21 protein-coding genes, 1 tRNA gene and 2 pseudogenes are annotated in these 25,757 nt (G+C 48.5%); 14 read left to right on the top strand and 10 right to left on the bottom strand.

Annotated elements, in window-relative coordinates; genetic code table 11:
* Positions 1-219 precede the first annotated feature (219 nt).
* Positions 220-1,377 carry a helix-turn-helix domain-containing protein gene (locus F1593_RS04125; protein ID WP_149400281.1) on the bottom strand — a complete coding sequence of 386 codons (1,158 nt, stop codon included), beginning with the start codon at positions 1,375-1,377 and terminating at the stop codon, positions 220-222.
* 158 nt (positions 1,378-1,535) lie between these two features.
* Between F1593_RS04125 and F1593_RS04120 the strand changes: the two genes are divergently transcribed.
* From F1593_RS04120 to F1593_RS04090, 7 genes are all read left to right on the top strand, one after another.
* A complete protein-coding gene (locus F1593_RS04120; protein WP_149400280.1) occupies positions 1,536-1,760 on the top strand; it encodes a hypothetical protein in 225 nt (74 codons plus the stop codon).
* A gap of 156 nt (positions 1,761-1,916) precedes the next feature.
* Positions 1,917-1,992 (top strand) — tRNA-Met (locus F1593_RS04115).
* Positions 1,993-2,356: 364 nt separating this feature from the next.
* Positions 2,357-2,977 carry a hypothetical protein gene (locus F1593_RS04110; protein ID WP_149400279.1) on the top strand — a complete coding sequence of 207 codons (621 nt, stop codon included), beginning with the start codon at positions 2,357-2,359 and terminating at the stop codon, positions 2,975-2,977.
* Positions 2,978-3,460: 483 nt separating this feature from the next.
* Positions 3,461-3,799, top strand: coding sequence for a hypothetical protein (locus F1593_RS04105; protein ID WP_149400278.1), 339 nt, complete (start codon positions 3,461-3,463; stop codon positions 3,797-3,799).
* Between the two features lie 330 nt (positions 3,800-4,129).
* Positions 4,130-4,465, top strand: coding sequence for a hypothetical protein (locus tag F1593_RS04100; protein ID WP_149400277.1), 336 nt, complete (start codon positions 4,130-4,132; stop codon positions 4,463-4,465).
* Positions 4,466-5,069: 604 nt separating this feature from the next.
* On the top strand, positions 5,070-5,549 hold the full coding sequence (locus F1593_RS04095) for a hypothetical protein (protein WP_149400276.1): 480 nt from the start codon (positions 5,070-5,072) through the stop codon (positions 5,547-5,549).
* Positions 5,550-5,949: 400 nt separating this feature from the next.
* Positions 5,950-6,825 (top strand): hypothetical protein, encoded by an 876-nt coding sequence (locus F1593_RS04090; protein ID WP_149400275.1) that lies wholly within the window; start codon positions 5,950-5,952, stop codon positions 6,823-6,825.
* Positions 6,826-6,982: 157 nt separating this feature from the next.
* Here F1593_RS04090 and F1593_RS04085 read toward each other — a convergent pair whose 3' ends face one another.
* The gene (locus F1593_RS04085; RefSeq protein ID WP_149400274.1) at positions 6,983-7,381 is read right to left on the bottom strand and encodes a hypothetical protein; all 399 of its coding nucleotides are present in this window, start codon (positions 7,379-7,381) and stop codon (positions 6,983-6,985) included.
* Between the two features lie 752 nt (positions 7,382-8,133).
* Here F1593_RS04085 and F1593_RS04080 point away from each other — a divergent pair.
* Both F1593_RS04080 and lon read left to right on the top strand, forming a co-directional pair.
* Positions 8,134-8,604 (top strand): Hsp20/alpha crystallin family protein, encoded by a 471-nt coding sequence (locus F1593_RS04080; RefSeq protein ID WP_172631844.1) that lies wholly within the window; start codon positions 8,134-8,136, stop codon positions 8,602-8,604.
* Positions 8,605-8,631: 27 nt separating this feature from the next.
* Complete coding sequence (gene lon / locus F1593_RS04075) at positions 8,632-11,568, top strand: endopeptidase La (RefSeq protein ID WP_235932483.1); 2,937 nt, start codon at positions 8,632-8,634, stop codon at positions 11,566-11,568.
* 197 nt (positions 11,569-11,765) lie between these two features.
* On the opposite strand, the gene radC is transcribed toward lon, so the two are convergent.
* Positions 11,766-12,425, bottom strand: a complete 660-nt coding sequence (gene radC / locus F1593_RS04070) for a RadC family protein (RefSeq protein WP_371873790.1) — start codon at positions 12,423-12,425, stop codon at positions 11,766-11,768.
* A 407-nt stretch (positions 12,426-12,832) separates the two neighbouring features.
* On the opposite strand from radC, the gene F1593_RS04065 reads away from it, so the two are divergent.
* The 5 genes and pseudogenes from F1593_RS04065 to F1593_RS29570 form a co-directional block, all read left to right on the top strand.
* Complete coding sequence (locus F1593_RS04065; RefSeq protein ID WP_149400272.1) at positions 12,833-13,789, top strand: acetamidase/formamidase family protein; 957 nt, start codon at positions 12,833-12,835, stop codon at positions 13,787-13,789.
* 477 nt (positions 13,790-14,266) lie between these two features.
* On the top strand, positions 14,267-15,700 hold the full coding sequence (locus F1593_RS04060; RefSeq protein ID WP_149400271.1) for an APC family permease: 1,434 nt from the start codon (positions 14,267-14,269) through the stop codon (positions 15,698-15,700).
* A gap of 457 nt (positions 15,701-16,157) precedes the next feature.
* The gene (locus F1593_RS04055) at positions 16,158-16,469 is read left to right on the top strand and encodes a hypothetical protein (RefSeq protein WP_149400270.1); all 312 of its coding nucleotides are present in this window, start codon (positions 16,158-16,160) and stop codon (positions 16,467-16,469) included.
* Between the two features lie 75 nt (positions 16,470-16,544).
* Positions 16,545-17,531, top strand: a pseudogene (locus F1593_RS29705) (chorismate-binding protein); the annotation flags it as partial.
* A gap of 16 nt (positions 17,532-17,547) precedes the next feature.
* Positions 17,548-17,643, top strand: a pseudogene (locus F1593_RS29570) (1,4-dihydroxy-2-naphthoyl-CoA synthase); the annotation flags it as partial.
* A gap of 141 nt (positions 17,644-17,784) precedes the next feature.
* Here the strand turns inward: F1593_RS29570 and F1593_RS04040 are convergent.
* The 7 genes from F1593_RS04040 to F1593_RS04010 all read right to left on the bottom strand — a co-directional run bounded on the left by F1593_RS04040 (position 17,785) and on the right by F1593_RS04010 (position 25,663).
* On the bottom strand, positions 17,785-18,975 hold the full coding sequence (locus F1593_RS04040; RefSeq protein ID WP_149400268.1) for a hypothetical protein: 1,191 nt from the start codon (positions 18,973-18,975) through the stop codon (positions 17,785-17,787).
* 182 nt (positions 18,976-19,157) lie between these two features.
* Positions 19,158-20,342, bottom strand: coding sequence for a cysteine--tRNA ligase (gene cysS, locus F1593_RS04035; protein ID WP_149400267.1), 1,185 nt, complete (start codon positions 20,340-20,342; stop codon positions 19,158-19,160).
* Positions 20,339-21,118 carry a TatD family hydrolase gene (locus tag F1593_RS04030; RefSeq protein ID WP_149400266.1) on the bottom strand — a complete coding sequence of 260 codons (780 nt, stop codon included), beginning with the start codon at positions 21,116-21,118 and terminating at the stop codon, positions 20,339-20,341. Before F1593_RS04030 ends, cysS begins: the two co-directional genes overlap by 4 nt.
* 310 nt (positions 21,119-21,428) lie before the next feature.
* On the bottom strand, positions 21,429-23,192 hold the full coding sequence (gene menA / locus F1593_RS04025) for a 1,4-dihydroxy-2-naphthoate octaprenyltransferase (protein WP_149400265.1): 1,764 nt from the start codon (positions 23,190-23,192) through the stop codon (positions 21,429-21,431).
* A gap of 270 nt (positions 23,193-23,462) precedes the next feature.
* Complete coding sequence (locus F1593_RS04020) at positions 23,463-24,116, bottom strand: translin family protein (RefSeq protein ID WP_149400264.1); 654 nt, start codon at positions 24,114-24,116, stop codon at positions 23,463-23,465.
* A 462-nt stretch (positions 24,117-24,578) separates the two neighbouring features.
* Positions 24,579-25,067 (bottom strand): hypothetical protein, encoded by a 489-nt coding sequence (locus F1593_RS04015; protein ID WP_149400263.1) that lies wholly within the window; start codon positions 25,065-25,067, stop codon positions 24,579-24,581.
* A gap of 239 nt (positions 25,068-25,306) precedes the next feature.
* Complete coding sequence (locus F1593_RS04010; RefSeq protein ID WP_149400262.1) at positions 25,307-25,663, bottom strand: translation initiation factor Sui1; 357 nt, start codon at positions 25,661-25,663, stop codon at positions 25,307-25,309.
* Positions 25,664-25,757: the final 94 nt, after the last annotated feature.

Below are 25,757 nucleotides of genomic sequence, written 5' to 3'. Positions count from 1 at the left end.
GGAAAGAAGCTAAAAGAAACCATCGTACCATTATATCGACTTCGTTGGGCCTTGAGCCGGCTCTGGATTGAGCATCATCCATTCTTTTCTCTTGCTTTTTCTACCACCCCGAATTGTTCGAACCGATGTTCGAACAATTCGGGGTGACCCGTGTGCAGGCGAACAAAAAGATCCCGCCAGGGATGGGGTCACACACACTCTTTATAGAAGTGCAGACTGTTATAGCACCGTAGGTGAATCATCACTTTTGATGGCATATTCCACCGGACCATCCAGAGCTTCATGCAGCTTGGCCCCTACCATCCCAATGTCGCGTGTCAGGCGATCAATATGATTCTGGATACCATAGATGCGTTCCATCAGACGCACTGTGCCGTACTCCCGGCATTGTTCTACCGATTCGACGGCCAGCTGGACTCCGCTTTGAATCTCGCCTCCCCGTACCAGTGCCATTGCACGGGCTGTCTTGATCAATATTTCCCAGTGCTTGGTGGGCTCCAATGTTTTTTCCGCCTTATCCAGATAATCCATGGCGGGCTGGATTTTTCCCAGGCGTGTATAGCTGCGTCCATATTCTTCATATACGGTTCCGAGGCTATATTGTCCACGCGTACTGCTGTGGCGAGGATCAATTTGTTGTGAGAGTTCCTCAGCCTGGGCCATTGCCTGTTCAAAGGATTTGATCTGGTTGACGCGTAAGTAGGCGCGACCAAGCAATTGGATACCATTGCCACGTGCAGCGGTATCCGCTCGCGGAGTGGTATCGCGGGCCGCCTCCAGATATTGAATGCCCTGTTGGATATTGCCGCCCCGGCAATACATATCCCCCTCATAGGTCAGAGCGATATTTAACAGGGTATCGTCCTGGATCAAGCGAGCCACACGCTCCATTTCCGCATATTGATGCAGTGAATGATAGGCTTCATTGGAACGTGTTGTCACCGATTTGACATAGCCAGCCAGATGTAAGGCCTGAGCCAGGCGGCGGAGCAATTCAACATTTTCATCGGTCAGCTGAGCGTTAAGATCCTGGATCAGCTTTGTGATCAGCATATCAGCTTCCATGCTGCGTGCAACATCGATCAGATACCAGATATGTTCCAGCATGCTATCAACTTGTTCTAGCGTTACGGCTGTGTATGTGGATTTAGTGATGCCCAGACGTTCGGGTTCTGCCCCTAAAAGATCGGCTACGCGCCGTAGTTCTCGTACATCATTGAGCACCGTTTCTCCGCTTTCCCAACGGCGTAAGGTACGTACATCGACTGAGAGATCGTGTGCTAATTGTTCCTGCGTCAGGTTAAATTTATCTCGATACTCGCGTACAATCTGAGATAGTGGTGAGTGATTACGTGTTTTCAGTGTGTGCGGTGTCATCGCGTGTCCCTTTCCTAACTTCTACATATCCACACAGTAATGCGATAAATGTCCTGTAAAACTCGAATTTTTAGTTTAATACTGTATACGGGAAGTTTTGCTAGTATAGCAGGTTTTTTAAGTCTCTGACAATACAATAGGAAGAAAGGAGCCCGGGCATGGGTGAATGTAGGAGTGAAGTGCGTAGGCTTAGAGACCAAATTGAAACGGTATGCCGTGCCATGAATCAGATGCTCTCTGGTTATGCAGTAACCGCGCGTCATGACATTATTAATCATAGATATAGCACTCTGGGCACATATCAGGAAGAACTGGAAACGCTAGTTGGCGAGCAGCAGGCATTAGATATTGTGATTGAGGCATATAATCGTGTGGTACGCTAATCTTTTGCGTCCCATCAGAGAGTATTTTTTGATAGAATTTTTCTAAGCCAGAAAAATTCATCACTTAACCCCTTGCATCCTATTGATAGTCGTGATATTATAGTGCCGTAAAGCGAACAGACAAAAATCCTGCTAGAGGCAGGACCTGTCAAGCTTGGCGGCGTAGCTCAGTCGGTAGAGCAAGGGACTCATAAGCCCTGTGTCACAGGTTCGATTCCTGTCGCCGCTACCACCAAAAGGGAAGTGTAACAGCTTCCCTTTTTTTTGTGCGTGAATATGGTAGCGCGATACTTCCGGACCTGACGGTATGTCAGTTTGTGGCGAAAAGGTGCAATATTTACTATATACATCTTGTAAGGATTGAGAGAAGCTACATGCTATGGTTGTTGATCCCTGTCTGGATAGCTCGCTGGCCCTGGCTGGTGTCTATGCTCATGTCCCAGCAGACGACGAACAATAAGTTCCAATAGCAACCAGTAACATTCGCTCACAATTCTTTCTATTTCTGGCGAGTGACAACGCATAGTATAATTGACGGCCCAATTGAGCGGTCATTTTTAGGATACGTGGTATGTTGTCTTTTGAGGAGAGGAAGAATGAGCATGTTTGATGATCTGAATCGCCCACAACCTCCAGTTGGTCCCACGCAATCACAATCATCGTTTGATCCCTATCAGCCACCAGCGCATTTTACGCTTTCTCAGCCGCCGCAGGCTCGGGCGGCTTTCTTTGAGCAACCCTCGAAGAAGAGTAAGAAGCTCTTTTGGATCATTGGTGCTGTATTGATACTGGCCCTGTGTATCTGCATGGGATCATTGAGTGTTATTCTCAACGGCTCAACGCATACGGCGGCTACTCCACATGCGGCGGTCTCTTCGGTGATGCAGGCTACGACTACCGCGCTTCCTGCAACTTCTCCGGGATGGGCCAAGATACAGGAATTTAGTGGGCATGGACTTAAAAAGACGGCTGTTTTTCCGGTTGCGAGTACCTGGAAGCTAAAGTATACCTGTAGTGGTCTCGGCCAGGGAATAGATGGCGTGTTGAGTGTGCTTGTGTATACGCCAGATGGCACCATGCAGGATATGGCTGTCAATACAACCTGTAAGGACGGGACAACAACCTCTGATGAGACGATCCTGCATCAAGGGGGATCGGTCTATCTGGATATCAATGCAACCGGCGATTGGACTCTACAGATTGATGAACAAAAATAAAGTGACTGTGGACAAGTGCTGATGCGGCTGCGCCCTTTTTTATAGTATGGTACCGAAGGGATACACTCAGCATCCCTTCGGTACCATACTATAAAACCTTTTGAGCTCCAAAGGCGTGAAAATTCATGGATGAGGCATAGAAGACTGACACATTCTATAAAGCAGCTATAGAAAAGGGATAGAGACATTTTTAGCTCTCTATACCCTGTACTTTTGAGGATGGGTATGGTATATTCTACTTAGAATTCGCTTAGAATACTTAGAATATTTCTCTCTCTTTGTATACTTATCCTGAATTATTTGCTATACAATCCATTGCTCTCTTTGTCCATGTATGTTTCTGTCTATGTATCTTTCCTTGTAGATAAGCTTAACCTATAGTGCCTAAAGTGTTACTCTCCGGTAGCACTGGTGAAAATCCTCCAATCCTTTTGTCTGTTATGACTGATTGTGCTTTGATCAACGGTGAAAGAAGTGATGAGCATGAATGATCATTCTTATTTTGTACCCGTTACCGCTCTGACGAGCTTGCATACCAGTAGTGTGGATCAGCCGTCAAAAGAGTTCCTATTAGAGATCTGGTTGGATGATACGCTCTCTCCCTGGCGGCGGATGCTTACGCTGCACGAGTGTCTGGCGAGCGTTGAACAGTTAGTGTCGGGCACGACATTTCAGATTCGTTGTCATTTTAATCGGCGCGAAATCGGCTGTGGACAGTATCGTAAGCAGAGTAGCGGTATTGTAGTAGATACTGAAGAGGGCGTTTTGATGGGACTCTTTACACCATTGCTACGTGTCTCCTCAACCAATATTCTGCAATAAAGAGAGTTTCCATTGCCTGACTGTCTCCTTTCTCTGTTGAATAGGTGATGTATGCATTGTATGACTGAAGGGAAGCTGCTTTTTCCCTCTCATTTTCCCCTTCCTGTTCTTTCTGGTTGTACTGACATGCTACCAGTTGTTTTTTCGCTCACTTCATTATCCACAAATAGAGTATACAAAGCTGCTGTTTACATGGAATCTTCTGGTTTTGGATCGAGAAGTCGCTAGCTGGCGTATAAAACACAAGAGGACAATTTTTAGCACGCTATCATTCGTTTCATTCAGTCCTCTCCACAAATCTATTGTATACAATAAGAAAGAGGTTCCATTATGGCAGAGCCAGATCCTAACCTGGTGGAAGAGACTGAGATATTAGATCGTGCCGTCTCGCGCAAGTGGAATAAATATACCTGGAGCGGTTTACTGATTATTGGTATTGGCTGCATTCTGATAGTGATTGGCCGAATGCTGGATGAAGGAGCGTATTCAACGGAAGGCTTATTGATTGGTTTTGGAGCGATTGTCGTTTTGATCGGCCTGATTCGCGTCTGCATTGGCCTGATTAATCCTATGTTGCCCAGTGACTTACGGCGCGCCCGCTATGAGAGGCGCAAGCAGAATACCGAAGAACTCATTTTAAACACCTTACAGGATGAAGAATCTTAGTTGCAGCCAGATTGTGCTACCATCTCTCCTGTATTGACAATGTGATCATAAATATGCAACAGTTTATCAATGTTATAGGGTCCCTATGGGCGAGAAGTGCGAAGATACTTCTCGCCCGGCGAACGAGCGTCTACGCTGTTGCATAAACGTCGCTACAAGCGGTAATATGCCAGTAATTGTAAAATAATTACCAGCATATAGTGTGGGGAATGCAGGGAGATGCTGCCGAGGGTTTATGAAGTAGTCTACTTCCTCGCGCTTCTCAATACCTGTTCCCTTGTTACCATTCAGGCAGTGAATCTTGTTGATGGTTGTAGTGTAGCAGAGATATATTAAACTTGTGTTATTCAAAAGTTAAACATTCTTATTTATCGTCTGTGCGGGTGCGCAAAAGTCCTACCGTTAGCAGCATCTTCTCAAACCATTTGGGTTATTTACATTGCTGGAACACTGTGCTACACTTCCGTTGAGGTTTCGACGTCTGAGAGGATTGGCGCTATTTAGAAGCACTATGCTGTATTACAGACTTCTAGTGTATGCTGTCTTGTAGCTCTGATGTTCTTGTTCAGATCACTGTCCACGGTGTTTTACAAGGAGGTGCTCTATGGCTAGCTGGGAAGATGAATTGTTTACACTATTGAACGAGCTAGGCGTAAAGCAGGAAGGGCCACAAGCTCACCTACAACAGTCGTGTAAACCTATGCGTAGCGATGCCAGTCATCAGCAGTTTAGCGATTCACTCTTGTGGGATGATGATGACGAGGGCCCCTGGGTTGAGGATGTAGAGACAATGCGGCTGCACGATACCGAAGGAGATGATGGTCTCTGGGTCGAAGATCTAGAAATGATGCATCATGAAGTTGATACGATTGTGAGTCAGGTTGTGCTTTTGATGCAACGCGGTGATCTGGATGCCGCTGTGAAAGAAGATGTGATGGTTGTACTGCGTGCCTTGCGTCAGCGTCTTCCTACCCCCCAGCAACCCGATACGAATGATGAGGCCTATCTCGAATCCGCTTCAGCGATTCTGCACTTCTGTCGCCTGGTTTTGCAATTAAGCGATTTTACCACTGAAGATTTCTAGTTCATTACGCCTTATTTTAATAAAAAACTGAGGCTTTGTGCTTTCTGCTTATTTCCTATGCTTTTTTGGCTTTTATTATCTCGGATGATTGCTTATAACACTCGTTTTTGCACTTCTATTCGTTGCCCCTTTTTTATGTTTTTTCTCTCCCGTTGATTACCAGCGCTGTTAATGAAATACCTTTTTTTGTGCTTGACATACTTCAATACAAACTGACATACTTATGCGTAAGCTTTGCCACGGTAGTTGTGTATTGCCTGTCAGGTGGAGTGATGAGAATGCTGAGTGCTGAAGGTTATTTTTGAGTATGCGCTTTTCTGTTCTTGCTGTCGCTACATCGAGAATGGGTATTGAATCGTGTACCTCTACATAGTAGCTTTGCTCTGCATAAGGAGGTTCTATGAGTTCTAGCCAGAAAAAAATAACCACTGAAACCGGACGTTGGGTCCGTGTTAGTGTGTTATCTGCAAGTACCATCTTGCCAGTCATAAATGCTATTCGGGAACGCATGCAAGCTCAGCAGCAGGCTGAAGTAGCGCCCGTTTCGGCACGTAGCCAGGAATATAAAGAAAAGGTTGCTGCCTTCGCCACCGATGTACAGGCGGATTGGCAGGAGCGTGTCCAGTCTGTCGGCACGACTCTTTCTGATGTGTTGACTGAGCTACGGGCTCGTTCTAATAATCAGGATTTGATCAGCCGGACCAGTGAGTTACGCGACGATTTGAAAGATCGTAGTAGTAAGCTTTCACAGGCGTTTGCTGAGCGTGGTAGTGCCGTTACCAATCAATGGGCGAAGAAGGGCCGCAAAGCACAGCAGAGTATTGCAGAACAGGATCGTCGCTTCTGGATTGCTCTGGGCTTCGGTTTTGGTTTGACCGCTGCTGGCATCGTCACGTTTGTGTTAATCCGGCGTCGCCTGCAACATCCAGCCGAAACGGAAGAGCAAGCGATTGAATTGCCTCTGGATGCTGCCTACACAGAGCCTGTTGCCTCTCAGCCGAGGGGAGAGATTTATAGCCTCCGCTCCTCTCAGGAACGTGAAGAAGCGTATGAGGATGCGCAATCCGTGCCTGAAGAGATAGATGCGTTTGAGCCGAGTGCTTCTTCTGTACCTGCGGATACCAGCTTTGTGGGTGTCGCCTACACAAAGCAATATTATCCTGTTTCGACACCATTGGATCAACTGGCCGACGCCAGTGAGCAGCCCATCGATGTCATCTACTTTGCTTCTGAACAGGAGGCGCAGGCTCAGGGTTTTACCCCGGCCAGAGTATAAATAGCTGCATAATGTAGCAAACGAGCACAAAAATATGGAGTGTTAGCAAGCCAGCTCCATATTTTTTTATGCCTTGTTCCTATGAAGAATGTGTCGGCCTCTCATTCCCGGAGAGATCCTGCTACATCCTATGTGTCTCTGCTAGCTGTTGCTTTGTTTATTTCTTCAGGTCGTCGTTAAAGGTACCACGCTGTACAAGAAAACGGAGAAATTGTAAATGGCGTTCAGTGTTAGTGGCTGGATCAAGATTGAGTTGGGCTAATGGTCGCAGGTGGGATGGTTGCTTTTGAATTGCTCTGGTTGGCTGGTTGGCATGTGGGATTGAGCCATCAGAAATAATATGGTCCATTTGTTGTTCAAGCGCGATAGCAGAAATAGTGCCAGATTGTGGAATCACAGGCTCCACGCTATGAGCGCCCAGGCGCCAATTTGCTTCTGGCGAAATGTTTCGGCTTGCGCTGCTGGTGAGTAGCGGAGTATTTACCCTGGCACTTTGCCTCCAGGGCCACCATGCGAACAGCTTGTTCAGCCAATGTGCGAGCGTTTGCGTGAGCATAGTATTTTTTGCCCTCATTATTGTCGAGATAACTGACAGTATATGACAAAAGTTCTTATGTCGCGCTACAAGGAAAATACTCGATGGTACACAGAGGAATATAGAAACATAGTAGCATATCAATGTGGACTCGTCAAACGCACTTGCAATTTTATATAGGGCATGCCATAATCAAGGGTGTTAGGCCTTATAGACGGGCCTTTTGATGTGTTCTCTGGCAAAGGTTCCATTATCGACTATTATGGAACAATTTGAAACATTACACGCTGAAATCCTTTTCTGAAATAGTAGAGAAAGACAGGTGTCGGTCATGCAGGAAGACGTTCTTGGTACCCGACGAACTGCCGTCACGGAAACGTATGTCACTTGCGCGAGATGCAGCAAAGCAACACGTCTTCGTTACGCGCGCGTCATTCAAAGTGATGTACTTTCAGATAGCAATTCCGAGTATGAATATCTCTGCCCAGAATGCCAGGAAGCCCTTGCCGCAGGAGAAAAAGATCTCACGCTCGGGTAAAACATTCTATTCTTTTCTAGCGCGTCGTTGATGGCAAAAGGTAGTAGACTTACATTATCCAGTCAGTGGAAGCTCTATTCCTTTTGCCATTTTCTATAGAATGCACGTTCTCTCCTTTCGTTCGCTGTGCTTGTCGTGATATTGTATACAAGCAAGTTCTTTGTTGCCAGACAAAGGTGAGGAGAGACTGTGCGCCATCCTTTTTTGTGTATGATAGGGGTAATGAGCTATGCGCATGCGCTATCGATATGTAACTTATCGCTATCGCGAGAATTCGCAGAAGCAACTGGAACAGCATTATCGTCAGTTTTTCAATGACGCACTTCGCCAGGGCCAGCAATCGATCTTATATCAATCGACCATCTGGCGTCCTCTGGCTGACATTCTGGAATCCCCAGAAGTCATCCGAGTGAAGATTGAGCTTGCTGGAATGAATGAAGAAGATATAGATGTTACCCTTTACGAAGACGCATTGGTAGTAAGTGGCGAGCGCCGCGACGATTATGAGCACCAACAAGGGTTGAGTTATCAAGAGGCGCAAATTCGCTATGGCCCTTTTCGGGTTGAGGTCTTTATCCTGACGCCCGTGGCCCGTGATGCTGTTACTGCCCGCTACGAACAGGGCATACTCTCTGTTGATCTCCCTAAATTGCCTGTGAGCAATGTGGAACAAGTGCATATACAGGGAGTTGCCAAACCAGAGTAAGAAAATTCGCAACGTAGAGAAGATTTTATGGAGAAAATTACAAATCATCAAAAGGCAGAGCCGCAAGAGGACGTGATACAAAAGGAACGCGTTGAAGCTACGAATGAATTCCAACAGGAGATTTTGCCAGTTGTCGTTGAGTCTGAACTCGCCGATGCTGCGCAGCCTGCTGATGAGACACATTCCGCTACCGATGTTGATCCTGTATCGACACCCTCTTCTGAGGATACATCATCCCCGGATACGGAATCTGCACCTCAGGAACCACAGGATGAGCCTGCAAGTTCCTTTGCTGTATCAAGCAGCACCAGTGATGAATCAGATTCTGATGCGTCAGGCACAGCTCCCGTAACTGTAACTGAGGACGCTAAAGAATCATCTGAATCATCTGATACTCAGCCACGGGCTGAGGATGAGGAGCCTTTAAATATTCCTGAGGTCCTGCCCATTTTGCCGTTAAAGGATACCGTCATTTATCCTTTCTCTGTACAACCCTTCTCGGTTGGACAAGAGCGCTATATTCGTTTGATTGATGATGTTATGCGTGGCAATCGCCTGGTGGTGCTGGTCGCCCAGAAGTCGCCAGATATTGACCATGCTGGTCCCGATGATATTTATCGGGTGGGTACGGTCTCACGTGTTGGTCGCATGTTCCGCATGCCTGATGGAACGGTTCAGATCGCTGTTCAGGGTCTGGAGCGTGTGACGATTGATGAGTTTACGCAGGAAAAGCCTTATCTTATGGCTCGCGTGACTTCCAAGCCGGATACACAGGAGAACGATACCGAGACCGAGGCGATTAAGCGCAATGTGATCAGTTACTTCCAGCGCCTCGTTGCCCTGGTGCAGAATGTGCCTGAGGGTGTGGCGGCGGCAACGCTGAACCTTGAGGAGCCGCGCCAGGTTGTCTATGTAATCGCGACTTTTGTGCAGATGGAGATGGAACTGCGCCAGAAGCTGCTGGAGATCGATTCAGTTCACGAGAAGTTGAACCGCTTGAGCGATTTCCTGACCCATGAACTGGAGATTCTTGAGCTGGGCAAGAAAATCCAGAATAGCGCTCAGGAAGAGATGGGCAAGGTGCAGCGGGAATATCTGTTGCGCGAACAGCTTAAAGCGATCCAGCGTGAACTGGGTGAGGAGAGCGAAGAGCAGGCAACCGTGAATGAGCTGCGCCGCAAGCTTGAGGATGCGAAAATGCCTGATGAGGCTTATAAAGAAGCCAATCGCGAGCTATCGCGTCTGGAGAAGCTGCCCACGGTCTCGCCTGAGTACAGCATTATTCGCACGTATGTCGAGTTACTGGTTTCGTTGCCCTGGAATAAAGGAACCGCAACGCAGATCGACGTGCCACATGCTCGTGAAGTATTGGATCAAGATCATTACGATCTGCAAAAGATTAAAGAGCGCATCCTTGAGTATCTGGCGGTACGCCGCTTGAAAGAGGATCGTTTGTCCGAGGAGAAGGAGCGTGCTCGCGCTGAGGTTGAGATTGAGGGTGGTGTGGAGGTGGAAAATATTATCCCGACACAGCCGTTGATCAATCAAGAGGCGGGCCGTCCTATCAATCGTGAGCCTATTCTATGCTTTGTGGGACCTCCGGGCGTGGGTAAAACATCCCTGGGACAGTCGATTGCTCGCGCGCTTGGTCGCAAGTTTGCACGCATGTCGCTGGGCGGTATTCGTGATGAAGCTGAGATTCGTGGTCATCGTCGTACCTATATTGGCGCTATGCCGGGCAGAATCATTCAGACGTTACGTCGTCTCGAGGCGAACGATCCCGTGATCATGCTTGACGAGGTGGACAAGGTCGGTGCAGACTGGCGTGGAGACCCTTCTTCGGCGCTGCTAGAGGTTCTGGACCCCGAGCAGAACTATAACTTCCGCGATAACTATCTGGACTTGCCCTTTGATCTGTCCAAAGTCATGTTTATTGCCACCGCCAATTCCTTAGAGCCAATTCCTGCTCCATTGCGGGATCGCATGGAGATTCTGGAGCTCTCGGGTTATACAGAGGAGCAGAAGCTCCATATAGCGCTTAACTATCTGTTGCCCAAGCAGCGTGAGTCTAATGGTTTGAAGGAAAATGAATTGACGATTGACGATGATGCTATTCGCCGCGTGGCACGTGATTATACACGTGAGGCCGGGGTGCGTAATCTTGAGCGTCAGATTGGCTCTCTTAGCCGAAAGGTGGCTCGTCAGATCTCCGAAGGTTTGCAGGCTCCAATCCATATTGCTGTCGATCAGGTTCCTGAATATCTTGGTCGCCAGCGTTTCTTCGATGAGGTGGCTGAGCGTATCGACCGTCCCGGCATTGCCACTGGCCTGGCATGGACCGCTGTCGGCGGCGAGATCATGTTCATCGAAGTCGCGACTATGCCCGGAAAAGAAGAGCGTTTGATTCTGACCGGTCAGCTTGGTGATGTGATGAAAGAATCGGCGATGGCAGCTCTGAGCTATGTACGTTCCAATGCAACCGCACTGGGCTTGCCTAAGAACGTCTTTGAGGGCCAGAATATCCATATTCACGTCCCTGCAGGAGGTATCCCTAAGGATGGACCGTCAGCTGGCGTTACCATGACAACGGTACTGGTTTCGCTTGCGACTGGTCGCAAGGTGCGCTCGGATGTGGCAATGACTGGTGAGATTACCCTGCGTGGCAAGGTCATGCCGATTGGTGGTATCAAGGAGAAGACCCTGGCCGCCTATCGCTCAGGTATTCGGACCGTGATCCTGCCTGAGAAGAACAAGGCTGACCTGCTCGAAGATATTCCCGTTGAGCTACGCGACCAGATGTCCTTTGTCTATGTCAGCGATATCCGAGAGGTGCTCGATGCCGCCCTTGAACCAGAGGATGAGCAAGAGCATGACCATAAAGGTTCTTCGGATGGCGACGGCCGTTCCCGCAAACATAAAGGCTCAAAAAACGAGAAAAGCGAAAAGGCTGTCGCAAAAGCCTAACTGATTGTTTTTCAGTATGTGTTAGATGCCTATGGCCTTCGCGATTTTTACGTATGATTTTTTTGCACCCAGGGTGCTCAAATAGGTATATATATTGCAGGAAAAGTTCTTTACACTTTTCCTGCAATATATATATAAGGATGCTGGCGCGTGAGCACCTGCCGCAGATAAGCATCTGGGAGTTTGATGCCTATCGATTACCAGTGCAGTTTTTCTTTGAGGCTGATATAGCGGGGATTGCCGATAATGATATGGTCAAGGATGTCGATATCCAGGAGCTTGGCTGCCTCTACCAGTTGCTGCGTGACTTCGATGTCTTCGGGTGAGGGGGATGGATCGCCGCTGGGATGATTGTGGCAGACGATCATACGTGGGCTGTTGCGCGTGATCGCCGGTCGCATAACTTCGGCAATACGCAGTACAGAGCTATTGACGGTCCCCTTATAGCGTTTGATACATTCGATAACCTGGTTTTTGGTGTCGAGCAGAATGATATGCATCTCCTCATGGTCCAGATACATCATCTCCATGCGTACCAGACGTGCAGCGTCGTCGGCGGAGGTGATTTGATAGCGTTTCTTGCTCGAAAGCATGCTCAGGCGTTTGCCAATCTCTAAGGATGCCTTTAACTGGGCTGATTTGGCGGCACCGATGCCATGCTCATTCCCGAGTTCATAAAAATCGGCACTCATCAGACCTGATAAACCACCATATTTGGCAAGTAGCTTGGTTGCCAGTTCAACCACGTTTTCCCGCTGGGTGCCTGTGCGTAGAATGATCGCCAGCAGATCCGCTGTCGAGAGGGTATCGGCTCCGAATTTCTGAAGACGCTCACGGGGACGATCATCAATTGGCATATCATGGACCGTCGCGTGATATTCAGGCTCCGCTGGCGGCAACGGGACCGTTGGCGGAGCATCGGTAGCTACAAGTTGTGTCAATAAGTCGGGGACAATATCCAGCATCTCATCATTTGGAGGAGTCATTTTTTGTATCATTTTTAGGGCTCCTTGTCGCTAGAACTAGAGCTATTTGATCTGCCTGTATATCAATACATACATCAACACACCTATCACCCTCCTGACAATATCCTACTTTCCCTCTGGCTGTAAATAGGCATTATAGGAAGTGAACGGCATGTTGCTATGTGGCAAGTATTCGACTGCCTTGTCTTTTGGCGCGAAATCGGCTACCCTAGAATCAAGCGACTGGTATATATTTTTATAAGGCAAGGATTGCGTGGAAAGGATGTTTGTGAAACGGTATGACGAATATACAAAAGAGCGGAAGAACTATCCATGTACACCGCAATCAGCGGCACGCGTTTTGGGATCATAGTGTCGAACCAATTGATACTATTCAATCCGGTGAGATTGTAGAGTTTGATCTGTTCGATTCTGCTGGCGGCCAGTTTGGTCCTACGAGCACGGTTGAGGATGTGGCGAAGCTTGATTTTGCGCTGGTTGATCACGTGAATGGTCCTATCTATGTGGAAGGGGCTGAGCCAGGGGATACGCTGGAGGTTGAGATAGTGGATTTACAGCCGGCTACCTGGGGCTGGACGGCGGTGATTCCTGGCTTTGGTCTGCTTGCTGATGAGTTTACCGAGCCAGCTTTGAAGATCTGGCAGCTTGAGGACGGAGCTGATGGCTGGGCCGAGTTTGCTCCTGGCATTCGTATTCCGCTGGCACCTTTCTGCGGCGAGATTGGACTGGCTCCAGCAGCTCCAGGTCCCCATTCCACTATTCCACCCTATCGCCACGGCGGCAATATGGATACCAAACATTTGACGAAAGGTGCGCATCTCTATTTGCCGATTGAGGTACAGGGAGCTCTGTACTCGATGGGCGATGGGCACGCCGCCCAGGGAGATGGTGAGGTGTGTGGTACCGCAATTGAGGCACCTATGCATGCTACAGTCCGACTGACGGTGCGTAAAGACATACAGGTACAGGAGCCGCAGTTCCTGACCAGCGGCCCGTTGACCGTGCGTACCAATACCGCCCCGTATTATGGCACTGATGGTATTGGACCCGATCCAGCTGAGGCGACGCGCAATGCGGTACGCCATATGATCGATCATCTTGTACGTACTTATGGACTATCGCGCAACGATGCTTATATGTTATGTAGCGTGGTGGTAGATTTAAAGCTGTGTGAAGTAGTCGATATGCCTAACTGGCTGGTTGCGGCACTCTTGCCGCTCAGCATCTTCTCATAGAGCGTGCTCGTTTCCCAGGTTCTTCCCATATGATTTTTCTCACCTGAGGTGCTTAGAATTATTTACTCTGTGGTGTAGAAAATGTTCAAAGTACATTTTCTACACCACAGAGTAAATAGGGTGCAGGCGTTTGTGTGCCTGTCTATTTAATAGCGCTTGCTTGATGTGTTGGATTGGTTTATACTGGAGTTTATATTCCCCATCCGGATGGAACTGGTGTATTGTATTCGATGCTGATGCATACGATCTACTGAATAGCCATGAACTTGCCTCTTTTATAGGTTCGGCGTTCTCTCAAAAGTAGTTGTGGTCAGGGATGTTTGATAGCTTTGTGCTGTAAAGTTCCATCAGAAGAATAGGCCAGATATCGTCATTCTGGCGCTCAGCAACGTTCGTTTTCTATTCTTTCCATGTGATACGTGAGCAGCCTTGAGTCGTAAATGTTCCGTTTTCAAGTGTTTAGTGAAGGAGACTGGTATGTCCGTTGAAACTTCTTCCCCACCCGAGCAAGGCCAGTTACGTGCCAACACAATTGGTTTGCCCGGTGTCTTATTCCAATCTATTACGACGATGGCGCCAGCCTCGGCTGTTTCTTTCAGCCTGGGTGCTGCGATTCCCTTTACGGGAGGTGCCCTCCCTCTCGCTGTTCTGATTGCTTTAATTGTCTGTTGTTTTATCGCCCTGAACATCGGTGCCCTGGCGCGACATCTCCCTTCCGCCGGTGGTTACTTCACCTATGTCAGCGAATCATTAGGATTTCGTATTGGCTGGTTGACTGGTTGGATGTTCGATCTGGCATATTTATTGATTGTACCCTTCCAGCTATTGGTATTAGGACCAGTTGCTGACTCATTTGTGAGCAATGTGTTTCATATTTCACTGGGCTGGGCAGTCTGGGCACTGATTTTCGCCGTTATCGTCTTTGCTTTGACCTTCTTTGGTATCAAACTGTCAGCCGATACTGGTATCGTACTGGGCGTAATCGAAATTATCGTCTTTGGCGTATTATCAATCTGGTTGATTGCCACCTCGGGACATAATACCTGGGCGGTCTTTAATCCAGCATCCAGCCTGCAAAGTGGCCTGGGTGGCTGGCAGGGTGTATTCTTCGGCATGGTCTTCGTGCTACTCGCCTTTTCAGGCTTTGAATCTTCAGCGCAACTAGCGGAAGAAGCGAAGAATCCACGCCGCACCGTACCACGTGCTATCTTCCTGGCAGCCGTATTGATCGGTATCTTCTATGTCTTTTGTTCCTATGCTGGCGTCGTTGGCTGGGGCATTGATAAGCTTTCTGCCTACACAGGTGATCCTGATCCCTGGGGAACAATGGCAACCCGTGTCTGGGGTCCCTTTCATATTATCGTGATCCTGGCGATCTTGAATAGCGCGCTGGGGAACGCAAATGCTGGTGTCAATGCAGCCTCGCGTATGCTCTATGCCATGGGCCGTACCCGCTCCCTACCGCATGTATTGGCGCATTTGAATAAAGATAGCGTACCGGATGTTGCTATCATCTTCACCATGATCATCGCCGTTGTCTTCTCATTGCTACCGGGTGTCATCTATGGAACAACTCTGGGCTTCGCCTTCCTGGGCACCGTGCTCACGCTACCCATCATCCTCGTCTACATGGCTACCTGTGCCTCCGTACCAATTTTCTACCTGCGCAAACATCGGGATGAATTCAATGTTCTCCGGCACATCATTGCGCCAGTGATCCCATTCATCATCCTACTGTTTGTGCTGTACTTCCAATTCTCGCCTCTTCCGGCTGCTCCGCTTAATCTGGCAGGCCCAATTGTCGCGCTCTGGCTTGTCGTAGGTATCATCATCACCATCATACTCCAAAAACGCTCTCCCGACTCTCTCAAAGAGAGCGGAAAGATCTACGCCGAAGACGTTTCGGCCTGACATCCCACAACGTCAATACTATGAAAGATAGTGCCAGCATCAATTAAATCGTTGAGTCTGGCACTATCTTTCATATCTTCAATCTGAAAACTCTATGGTCTTCACCATCCTGGTGCATGAGTTTTCGCACCAATGGTGCTCAAACCACTTTTTATTGTATGTTGCTGTAAATGAGCTATGCTCATTTACAGCAACATACAATAAAAAGGGCGCAGGCGCGCCTGCGCCTGCCAGCAGGTGAGCAGCAAGATCCCGCTGGTGATGGGAATCAAACACTTTGTTCAAGCAACAAACTGCTATTGCTTTTACCGATCATATTTGGACTGCCAGGCAGCTTTTGACTTCTCTATTTCTTCTTTTTACCACCAACACGTAACAGGAAGATAGAGCATCGAAAATCCTGATCCCAAACAAGTTCTCAGCATTCCGCTTTATCGTTTTAATGCCCGGAGGAGATATGATCAATAATCTTGACCTGATCAATAACCTTGACCAGATCGATTGGAATAAACTTGACGGAGGTGCAGGTACGGCCTATGCCATTCCTGGGTTGTTTCGTGATTTGATTTCAACTGATGAAGCAAAGGTTAGTGCTTCGTTTGATAGTTTGGCCAAAACAGTCTTGAACCAGGATACCCACATTGAGATCATACTAGCAACAATTCCGTTTCTGATTGATATCATGCATCTACCAGTGATTAAGCTGCACGCAAGGCTTGCGCTTCTTCTTGGTGCTCTTGCTGAGTCATCACCGAATGGTTCTTTTTAACTCTGTATTAGTGGAAAAAGTGCGCCTTGGAATGCCCGTTTACCTTAAATTGGCAGAAGGAAGCCGTTCGAACTTTTGTATTGTTTACAGAAAGCTGTTGCTCAGGCAGTACTCGCTGATCATGATGTTCTTTTTAGTATCTCCTATCCACTTTTATCTGTTGAACCTTTGCGTGTTTTTCGTGCATTCCATGCGCTTGGATTAGGAGACAGCTTCTACTGGGCGCGCCCATCCGAGGGGCGCATCTTAACTGGTGTTGGTGCGACCATCACTATTGAAACGAACGGATCAGAGGGTGTCACGACGGCTGCGGCTGCCTGGCGTACGCTTCAGCAGCACACCCTGATGCATGCTACATCTACTGAAGTGCCAACGCACACGAGTGGACCAATCCTCTTTGGCGGTTTCACTTTTGATACACTTAATCCGGCGACAGATCTCTGGCAAGGTTTTCCTGCTGGCTTATTGATCCTGCCTACGCTCCTTTTCCATTGTGATGATGAATGTGCTGCGCTTACCCTCAACACTCTTGTCTCTGTCACCACCGATGCTACTCAGCGTGCCACCGAACTGGCAGCTTATCTTGATCATCTTACTTCTCTGATCCAACGCTCTCCTATCCCAATAGAGCGCCCGCCCGCGCCAAACATGTTTTTATCCCGTGATATCTTGGAGCCGGAGCTCTGGAAAGGGCAAGTTGGGGAAGCCATCCATCGTATCAAGCAGGGGGACTTTCAAAAAGTTGTGTTGGCGCGAGCCGTTCAGCTCACAAGCCAGGGTGAGCCATTCGATATTGATGCCACGTTGCGGCGTCTGAGCCGGAGTTATCCGCAAGCGTATATTTTCGCTATCCAGAGGGGGAAGCGTTATTTTGTTGGTGCGACTCCTGAACAGCTCGTGTGCAGTGCTGATGGTCAGATTCAAACGATGGCCTTAGCGGGCTCTGCGCCACGAGGCAATACTCTCGAAGAGGATCAGCGTTTAGAGCGCGAACTGCTCCACAGCGCCAAAAACCAGGACGAGCATAGTTTTGTTTCTGAAATGATCCGCAACGCCTTATCCAGCTTATGCTCTCGTGTTGCTTTATTACATGACAGAAGAGGGCCGCGAAGGCAAAAACTCTTTCTTGGAAAAGCGCAAACCTGACTTCTCCAAATTCCCACGCTTACCATAACTGCCCGGTGCTTTCTCCCTATCCCTATTGGTATCCTGTACTAAATAGGGGTAGGGAGAAAGCCGTTATTTTATTATATGATACCTCTAAACACAGGCATGTTTGAAAGACGAGCTATTCCTTGTCTCTCAAACATGCCTTTTAGTTAATAGTGGTTGTGCCAGTGAGGATCATGCTATCTGTAGCGGCACAGGGGAGATGTGGATCAGGACCGAGCTTGACGGCGCTGACGTTGAATTTGCCATTGAGGACATTGCCTACCTGTTGACTGAGCATCTGCTGGATCTGCTGATTGTAACTATCTTCGGGAAAGCTGAAGATGAGGACGTTAAGGGTGGTTTTAGCGACATGCAGCGCCAGCTTGCCGTTGAGGGCCTGAGGATCGATAAGCGTGGTGGTGGTGCCCAGTTTAAGGGTTGGTTTTCCAAAGACCAGGGCCACAATATCCGCTGTAACAGCTAGCTGATTATTCTGTATGCCAAGCTGGATATTGTTGACCTCCAGGCTGCTGTTGAGCTTGATTGTGCCGATGCCCGCAGCCAGGGATGACAATGAGCTGAATGGAATTTCAACACCGGCTGGTAGTGCTGTCTGGCTAGCCAGATTGTTGCGTCTACTTGTCTGCATACTGAGCGTGGCGTAGCGAGGACGGGTCTGACTATCCTGTATGGTCTGTATGGTCTGTATATATTGTGGATGGGTGCTGTTGAGCATGCCCTGTGTTTGGCTATGCTGTAGTGGAAGTTGTAAACCTAGTTTTAGATTGGCATCGCCGCAATTGGGTGTGGTTTGAATGGTGGTCAGCGTGCCTATGGGAACCTGTAGCGTGGTAATCGGACCGGTTATCAATGCCTGACTTCCTGGCAGGGCCTGACTGCTCACCTGGATGTTTGATCCATTGAGAATATGGAAGGTAATCAACATGTGTGAGGTGGTTGGTGTGCTATCGCCGGGATAAAGGCTGAGGGTTAAGCCAGCGTTCAGGCCGTTACTCTCAGGCGTGAGTGTGCTCAGGGTGACTGAGGGATCTATCAGCGCATTGACTAGTTGTCCCTCCCAGCCCTGAGAGCTGGCGGATGCACCTCCAGTTACATTGTTGATGGCATTCTTTTTGAGCTGTGGAAGCTGCCGATTAATTTCTTGCTGGAAGCGTTGTACTAGCGCGTCGTGGGTAAGATAGATTCTGGCTGCAAGGGTGTTTGCCGCCTTAACGTTGCCAATTCTGGCAAGCGTGCTCTGCTCGGTATAGGCTGATGTCCCGATGCCGAGTAGTACTAATACCAGTATCAGGACACAAATAATGGCGAACATACCTGGGAAGCGTCGTTTCATAGTAGTATCCTTGCTTGCGCATAGACGATTTGTTATTTGAGCAGCTTATTAAGATCCAGTGTATCATTAAAACAGATCGGCGAAGGTAAGGATTGTGCTGAGATACCATGGGTTGATCATGGAGAGACAGGAAGACCCGATGCGTGAAGAATCGGGTCTTCTATGCGATGTTGTAGACTTATTTAAGCGGTGAGACCAAGAATGCCGGTCAGACGCAGGACTTCGGCACCGAGATTCTTATCGCGTGTGTCGAGTGCCTCGCGTGCGCTTTGTTTGAGCAGTTGTAGGGCTTCGGGTGTATTGAGATCATTCTCCATGGCCGCAATGAAGCGGTTGTGGAGCATGGTATTTTCACCATCCAGGCGAGGGCCTATTAGCTCGCGCACCTGTTTGAAGAGTTGCGCTGTATCCGCCGCAATTTTCAAATCCTCGGGGAAGCATTCCCAGGGATAGCGGTAGTGATGGTTCTGTAAGACAATGCGGATCGCGTCGGCGCTATATTCTTTCAATAAATTTCTGACCAACGTCAGATTGCCTAACGACTTGCTCATCTTCTCGCCATCCTGATAGACCATGCCGACGTGCATCCAGGTTCGTACAAACGGAGCTTTGCCGCTGTAGTGTTCGGACTGCGCGATTTCACAGGTATGGTGTGGAAAGGTAAGATCGGCCCCACCGCCATGGATGTCGATTTGCTGACCCAGATAATGCATCGACATACTGCTGCACTCTACATGCCAGCCGGGGCGTCCTGCTCCCCAGGGGCTCTCCCAGGCGGGCTCACCGGGTGCCTGCGCCTGCCAGAGTACGAAATCCAGGGGATCGCGTTTGCGTTTATCCTCAGGGAAATTGCCGCGCTCGTTGGCGATAGCGAGCATGGATTGATAATCATTCAGACCAATCGATTGGGCCAGCGCACCGAACTCGGTATCATGTTTCACATCATAGAAAACGCAGCCCTCGTTGACATAGGCATAGCCACGTTCTACCAGAGCCTGCGCCAGCTCAATAATGCGTTCAATCTCATCTGTCGCGCGTGCATAGACATCTGGTCGGCGAATATTGAGAGAATCCGTATCATCCAGGAAGCGCTCAATCTCGCGGTTGCCCAGCTCATCCCATTGCATACCCAGTTCACGCGCTTTGCGAATGACATCATCATCAATATCGGTTACATTCTGTACATATTTAACTTTATGGCCGGTATATTCTAAATAGCGCATTAATGTATCGAAGGTAAGATAAGTAAAGGCGTGTCCGAGGTGAGTTGTGTCGTAAGGGGTTACGCCACAAACATAGATCTTCACCGTATCGTCAAGCGGGACAAACTCCTGCAAGGATTGGGTGAGTGTATTGAACAGTTTCATGCTTGCTTTTCTCCTAGGCGGAACAAACGAATTGCGTTTGTGGTAGTAACCTGAGCTATCTCTTCCAGAGTCATACCACGTATTTCTGCCAGTTTCTCTGCGGTCTGTCTGACAAAGAGTGGCTCATTCCGTCTGGTCTTCAGGGGTTTAGGGACCAGATAGGGGCTATCCGTCTCAACCAGTATGCGGTCAAGAGGAGCCATACGAGCCACATCAGGGAGCGCATTTCCTTGTTTTGTCAGCGGACCTGCAAATGAGAGCATAAAACCCTCAAAGCCCAGGCATTCTTCTGCCTGCGCGACATCTCCCGAGAAACAATGGAAGACACCACGTAAGCCCTGACCATGGGCACGTAAGAGTTCCATGACATCATCATGAGCATCACGTACATGGATAATACAAGGAAGATTGCACTCGCGAGCCAGTTTCAAATGAGCACAGAAGACCGTGCGTTGTACTTCGCGTGGCGTGAGCATACGGAAGTAGTCAAGACCGAATTCACCAATTGCCACTACTTCAGGTTCGGCAGCCATGGCACGCAATTGATGCTCAACCTCTTCCGTATAGGTCGTAGCTTCATGCGGATGAACTCCCACTCCGGCGAATATCACTCCGGGATGGCTCCTGGCTAACTCGAGCGCGGCCTGGCTGGAGGCCAGATCGCACCCTGGATCTACCATACGCGTGACTCCACCGGCTAACGCGGCCTGGATTACCGCTTCGCGGTCGTTGTCAAAGCGTTCGGTATCTACATGGGTGTGGCTGTCGATGAGCACCCTCTTGATCCTTTCTCATTAGAAGTTGGCATAAGAAAGGGAGAGTTAAAGCGGACTGGCTTTCTCTCTCCCAGGTTACTTTATTTACTTGTAGTATAGATGAAGATTTGGAATAGTGTCAAATTGTGAGTTCCATCGCTTCTTTAGTCGCTTGTTCATATTTTGCTTTTTGTGCGATGTCCTGTGTCTCGGATAGAGTAATTGGATCATCAGGACGAATAGTTCCTTATTAACAAATTCATTCCCATCCAAAGAAGGCCCGATGCGCGCGCATCGGGCCTTCTTTGGATGGGAATGAATTTGGAGTATATCAGGGAAGTTTGAGCAGGTTGGCTGGTATTTTAGGGATGACCGGGATTGCGTAGGCGATGATCAGGCCAATCGCGAGTAGGATGGTGAATTGTACGTAGATTTTTAATGTCTGACGCATGACATTATCAAAGCCGGTTGAAATCTCTGTACGCAGGACACCACTGATCGCGACTACCAGTCCGGGCAGCGTCCACAGTGCGATCAGGACATAGTGAGGGCGAGTATGTGGCACACCGAGCAGCACGACGACCAGATACGCTGCGAGCATCAAAATGATATATGCGATCCGACTCCAGCGCAGTCCAAGGAGTGTTGCCAGGGTTCGCTTGTTAACGTGAGCATCTCCCTCAATATCTCGCATATTATTGGCGTAAATGGTGGCCGCGGCCAGGAAACCAAGTGGCAAGCTATAGTGAAAGGCTGCAACGGATAACTGTCCATGTGTCTGGATCATGTATGCGCCCATGACGCTTAATAATCCAAAGGTTATAAAGCCGACCAGTTCGCTCAGGCCCAGGGTTGAGAGCGCTTTGGGGCTGGCACTAAAGAAGTACGCGCATAAGACAATGATCAGACCGAACAGACAGACCAATGGACCACCGGCCAGGGATGCCAGCAGACCAACAACACCTCCCAGGCCCAGGAGACCTAAGCCAATGTATAACATACGTGGTGCCTTGACCAGTCCTTGCTGGATCAGGCCACCGGGACCCATAGTATTACTGGCATCAACACCGCGTTGATAATCATAGTAATCATTAATCAAGTGTGCGCCAGATTGGAGAATGATTGCTGAGATAAGTGCGAGCGCAAAGTTGATTATGTTGAAGTGTCCAAATGGATGTTGAGCTGTCAGGCTCTGGGTCCAGGCCAGGACGCTACCGAGAATGATTGGCATCAGCGAGAGGGGTAAATAACCCGGGCGCATGCCATCACGCCAGATTTCAATCCATTCACTCAGCCCACGGCGATATTCTACTGGCTGAGCCACCAATGGCGTGTGTACTCCGACGGCACGCATTGATGCAACAGAATGTACTGACACGGCTGGTTTGAGCGTACTAATTGATTGAAGTGAACCGATGGGTACTGTTGGGACCTCTTCCGCTGGTACTGTTTCAGCCCGGACAACCTGCGAAGACTGCTGTTTCTTTTTGTCCCGCTTCTTATCTTTGCCCTTTTTATGGGACAGAGAGTGGTCCTGATCTTGCTTTTGCTCTATCCCATCTTCTTTATCCATTTCGCTTACAGCAGGCTGGATCGTAAATTTTACGGTAGAATCAGCATCCTGGGACGCTGATTTGTTTTGCGGATTGGCGTCAACGATCTTAGACTCGGAAGTAGTATCCAGGCTGGCGTCAACGATCTTAGACTCGGAAGTAGTATCCAGGCTAGTATCAACGATCTTAGACTCGGAAGTGGTATCCAGGCGAGCATCAATAGTCTGGGACTCCGAGGTAGTGTCCGGGTTGGCGTCAACAATCTGGGGCTCTGAATTGCTATCCGGGTTGGCATCAACAACCTGGTGCATATATAGCTCCTTTTCATGTGTGGACGAGGCATCTTCGATTTGAGCCAGAGCGGGCACGTCGCCAGTATCCGGAATAGCATCCAGCGCTGGAGTAGCATTGGAGGTAGCACCACTATCCGGTGTGGCATCGATGACCTGCGTGGCCTGCGATGATGTGCCTGAGAACTCCTCTCTGAGCTCTTTGTCATGGATTATTTCTTGAGTAGCATTCTTTTTTTCTGTATTTTCCATACGCCCCCCTCTTGGCGTAGTGATCGACTATAGCGTTTTTATAAGTGCATCTATGCATCTACAGAGTGAGAGATTGTATACATTAATATGTTGGTTTGCCATGAAGATCACTGGATGGGTAATTACGCATGTGTACACATTCCTGGGATCTTTTTTCTGTATACACAATGAGAGTGCAGCTATTCTCTTGATTTTATCATCTGTCAGCTTACTTGGGTTCGTATATAAAGTCAAGGAAGCGGACTTTTTTCTGTGTATAACTCCTATTCTTTATTCATCGACTGATAGGCGTTCTTGTAAACTCTCTTGTAGTTCGCGCATTGAGCGTTGTAATTGAAGCTGGATAGCCGCCGCTGTCAGGTCACCACGCGTCTTCTCCAGGATTCCACGTGCGGAATCGGTAGTACGTCGTAGGCCGCTGGTGATTGCATCGGGAAAATCAACGCTGATGAGGACCGCATAAATATCATCCATATAGGAGAGAAAGGCTTCGCAGCTTTCAAAGTTACTGCGACGTAATTGATCAAGGACATAGCGCCGTAGTTCTCCAATAGCTTCAGCGATGCCATTGAGATAGGCCGCATGGCCGATGGAGAGTTCCGCGGGCGTTGGCAATGGATGATGTTGGGTGAGGGCCGCGAAGGTAACGGCTTCCGCGAATTCTTTCTGGGCATCCTGTACAAAACCCGCGAAATAAATATCTTGATGGTCCTGTAAATCGGCATTCATTTCTGCCAGCAAGGCTCCCGCCTGGGTGATGAGTTTGTTGGCGTTCTCTATTTCGTGACGATGGGTTGCTCGGATACTATTGGCACAGTAGCGAATTGCGGTACGAGATTTCGGTAATGCACGCTCACGGGCGCTATGTTTCAGCGTAAAGTATGCGATAGCCTCACGCCCTATCGTGTCGATGCGTTCAGGCATAATAGTTTGGTTCCTTTCTGTGGTTCTTGTAAAAGATAGCATGATAACGCAGCATATTACCTGTGGATATCAAGCATCACCTGTATCGCGACATGCTAAATGAATTTTAACGTAATAGCCCGACGTAATGTTTCTGCCAGATTTTAATTTACCGATGCTGGTTCAATTGTACTCGGATCAACACTAAATATTCAATGGGGATCTGTCTACAGAATATTACATGCTACTCTCTATAACGTTTTAGACGGTAGAGATGACTCTCCAGATTTTTCTTCAACCCAATAATCCTGTTTTCTCGGCATTCTCTTTCGCAAAGGTGGCTGTGCAGAAAAAAGCGGTCAGAATAAGTACTATCCTGACCGCTTTGCGCGCGCTAAATCTTGCTAGCAGGGGGAATTAAATACGTTTGTTGGCATGTGTGAATGCAGGCTGGCGCTACATTGATGAGATCCAAAGCTGTCCTTAAAGGGTTTGATCGTGTTGCGACTTTTTCTTACCACTATACTGTCCATCCTGGACGAGAATGGGGTGTACCTCGATTTCAGAGGGAAAGATTAAGCGCTGGATATCACCAGCCCAGAACAATTGCTTCATCATCTCAGCCATCGCGTACAGCAGGTGCTGCAATGTAGCTTCCCGACCCTGTTCATAAATCTCACTGCCTTCATACGCTGACATCTTACGCATACTCTCGTTGAGTGCGGTACGCTCGCTCAAGCGGACCAGATAGATATCCATCTTTGCCTCACCCTTATCGACCGGCACCATAACACGCAGTTCGGGTCGTTGATTGATCACATCCAGGCGATAAAAGACACCGTAATGATCACGTGAGGCTTGAAAAATGGAGATCTCTGGAAGAGGGTCATCCTCATATGGTCGATCCTCTGCACGTTCCATTTCTACTCCTAAACCAGCCAGAAAATGCTCAAATTGTTCATTGATGTTCATCTTGTTCCTCTCCATGCAATGCCTTTTGTCTTTGTAACGCCAATAAACCTTCCCTTATCTATAGTATTCCCTTCCACATATAGCAAAGCGGAAAAAAAAGATGAGCAATGCCAAAATATACTATATGCGCTGAAATTTCTTGAGGATGAAGAACGTGATAAGCCAATCTGAGGTGATCATTCTATGTGGAATTGCTAAGAGCTTGCTGCCAGCAGGAGCTAAATGGAGTCTGGCCCCATTTAGCCGCCTGCTCGCTTTACTTTATAGCCGAGGGTGGTGAGTTTGTCCTGGATTTTGTCGCAGTGGTCGCCTTGAATCTCGATGTTTCCATCTTTGACGGTGCCACCGGTGCCACAGAGTTTTTTGAGTTGTTGGGCCAATGCGGCAAGTTCGTTACTATTGACCAGTATGCCTGTGATGACGGTGACGGTCTTCCCCCCGCGCTGTTTACGGTCCCGCATGATGCGTACAATCCCATCACTTTTCTTTTTTGGGACCGATGGTTGATCACAACGACATGTTTTATAGGGCTGACCGCAATCGGGACAGGTTGCGATCTTTCCATTATCGGTTGAATATACAAGGCGGTCTGACATAACACATACTTTCCTCTCGTGCTAGATGCGCATATACGCCCCTATTATAACAGACTCTGATCCTTTTCAGCAGAGCCGCGTTCAACCGGATTCT

It is taken from the genome of Dictyobacter arantiisoli (genome assembly GCF_008326305.1).
Taxonomy (GTDB): Bacteria; Chloroflexota; Ktedonobacteria; order Ktedonobacterales; family Ktedonobacteraceae; genus Dictyobacter; species Dictyobacter arantiisoli.
Note: the sequence above shows the minus strand (reverse complement) of the source record. Positions and strands in the feature narration are given on the sequence as shown.

Coding starts and splice junctions, on each gene's coding strand:
- F1593_RS04015 (WP_149400263.1), bottom strand. CDS start 25,067: ATGAACATCAATGAACAATTTGAGCATTTTCTGGCTGGTTTAGGAGTA.
- F1593_RS04080 (WP_172631844.1), top strand. CDS start 8,134: ATGCGCTATCGATATGTAACTTATCGCTATCGCGAGAATTCGCAGAAG.
- F1593_RS04055 (WP_149400270.1), top strand. CDS start 16,158: ATGATCAATAATCTTGACCTGATCAATAACCTTGACCAGATCGATTGG.
- menA (WP_149400265.1), bottom strand. CDS start 23,192: ATGGAAAATACAGAAAAAAAGAATGCTACTCAAGAAATAATCCATGAC.
- F1593_RS04085 (WP_149400274.1), bottom strand. CDS start 7,381: ATGCTCACGCAAACGCTCGCACATTGGCTGAACAAGCTGTTCGCATGG.
- F1593_RS04110 (WP_149400279.1), top strand. CDS start 2,357: ATGAGCATGTTTGATGATCTGAATCGCCCACAACCTCCAGTTGGTCCC.
- F1593_RS04090 (WP_149400275.1), top strand. CDS start 5,950: ATGAGTTCTAGCCAGAAAAAAATAACCACTGAAACCGGACGTTGGGTC.
- F1593_RS04020 (WP_149400264.1), bottom strand. CDS start 24,116: ATGCCTGAACGCATCGACACGATAGGGCGTGAGGCTATCGCATACTTT.
- F1593_RS04065 (WP_149400272.1), top strand. CDS start 12,833: ATGACGAATATACAAAAGAGCGGAAGAACTATCCATGTACACCGCAAT.
- cysS (WP_149400267.1), bottom strand. CDS start 20,342: ATGAAACTGTTCAATACACTCACCCAATCCTTGCAGGAGTTTGTCCCG.
- F1593_RS04120 (WP_149400280.1), top strand. CDS start 1,536: ATGGGTGAATGTAGGAGTGAAGTGCGTAGGCTTAGAGACCAAATTGAA.
- F1593_RS04010 (WP_149400262.1), bottom strand. CDS start 25,663: ATGTCAGACCGCCTTGTATATTCAACCGATAATGGAAAGATCGCAACC.
- F1593_RS04125 (WP_149400281.1), bottom strand. CDS start 1,377: ATGACACCGCACACACTGAAAACACGTAATCACTCACCACTATCTCAG.
- F1593_RS04040 (WP_149400268.1), bottom strand. CDS start 18,975: ATGAAACGACGCTTCCCAGGTATGTTCGCCATTATTTGTGTCCTGATA.
- lon (WP_235932483.1), top strand. CDS start 8,632: ATGGAGAAAATTACAAATCATCAAAAGGCAGAGCCGCAAGAGGACGTG.
- F1593_RS04060 (WP_149400271.1), top strand. CDS start 14,267: ATGTCCGTTGAAACTTCTTCCCCACCCGAGCAAGGCCAGTTACGTGCC.
- F1593_RS04095 (WP_149400276.1), top strand. CDS start 5,070: ATGGCTAGCTGGGAAGATGAATTGTTTACACTATTGAACGAGCTAGGC.
- radC (WP_371873790.1), bottom strand. CDS start 12,425: ATGCCAATTGATGATCGTCCCCGTGAGCGTCTTCAGAAATTCGGAGCC.
- F1593_RS04105 (WP_149400278.1), top strand. CDS start 3,461: ATGAATGATCATTCTTATTTTGTACCCGTTACCGCTCTGACGAGCTTG.
- F1593_RS04100 (WP_149400277.1), top strand. CDS start 4,130: ATGGCAGAGCCAGATCCTAACCTGGTGGAAGAGACTGAGATATTAGAT.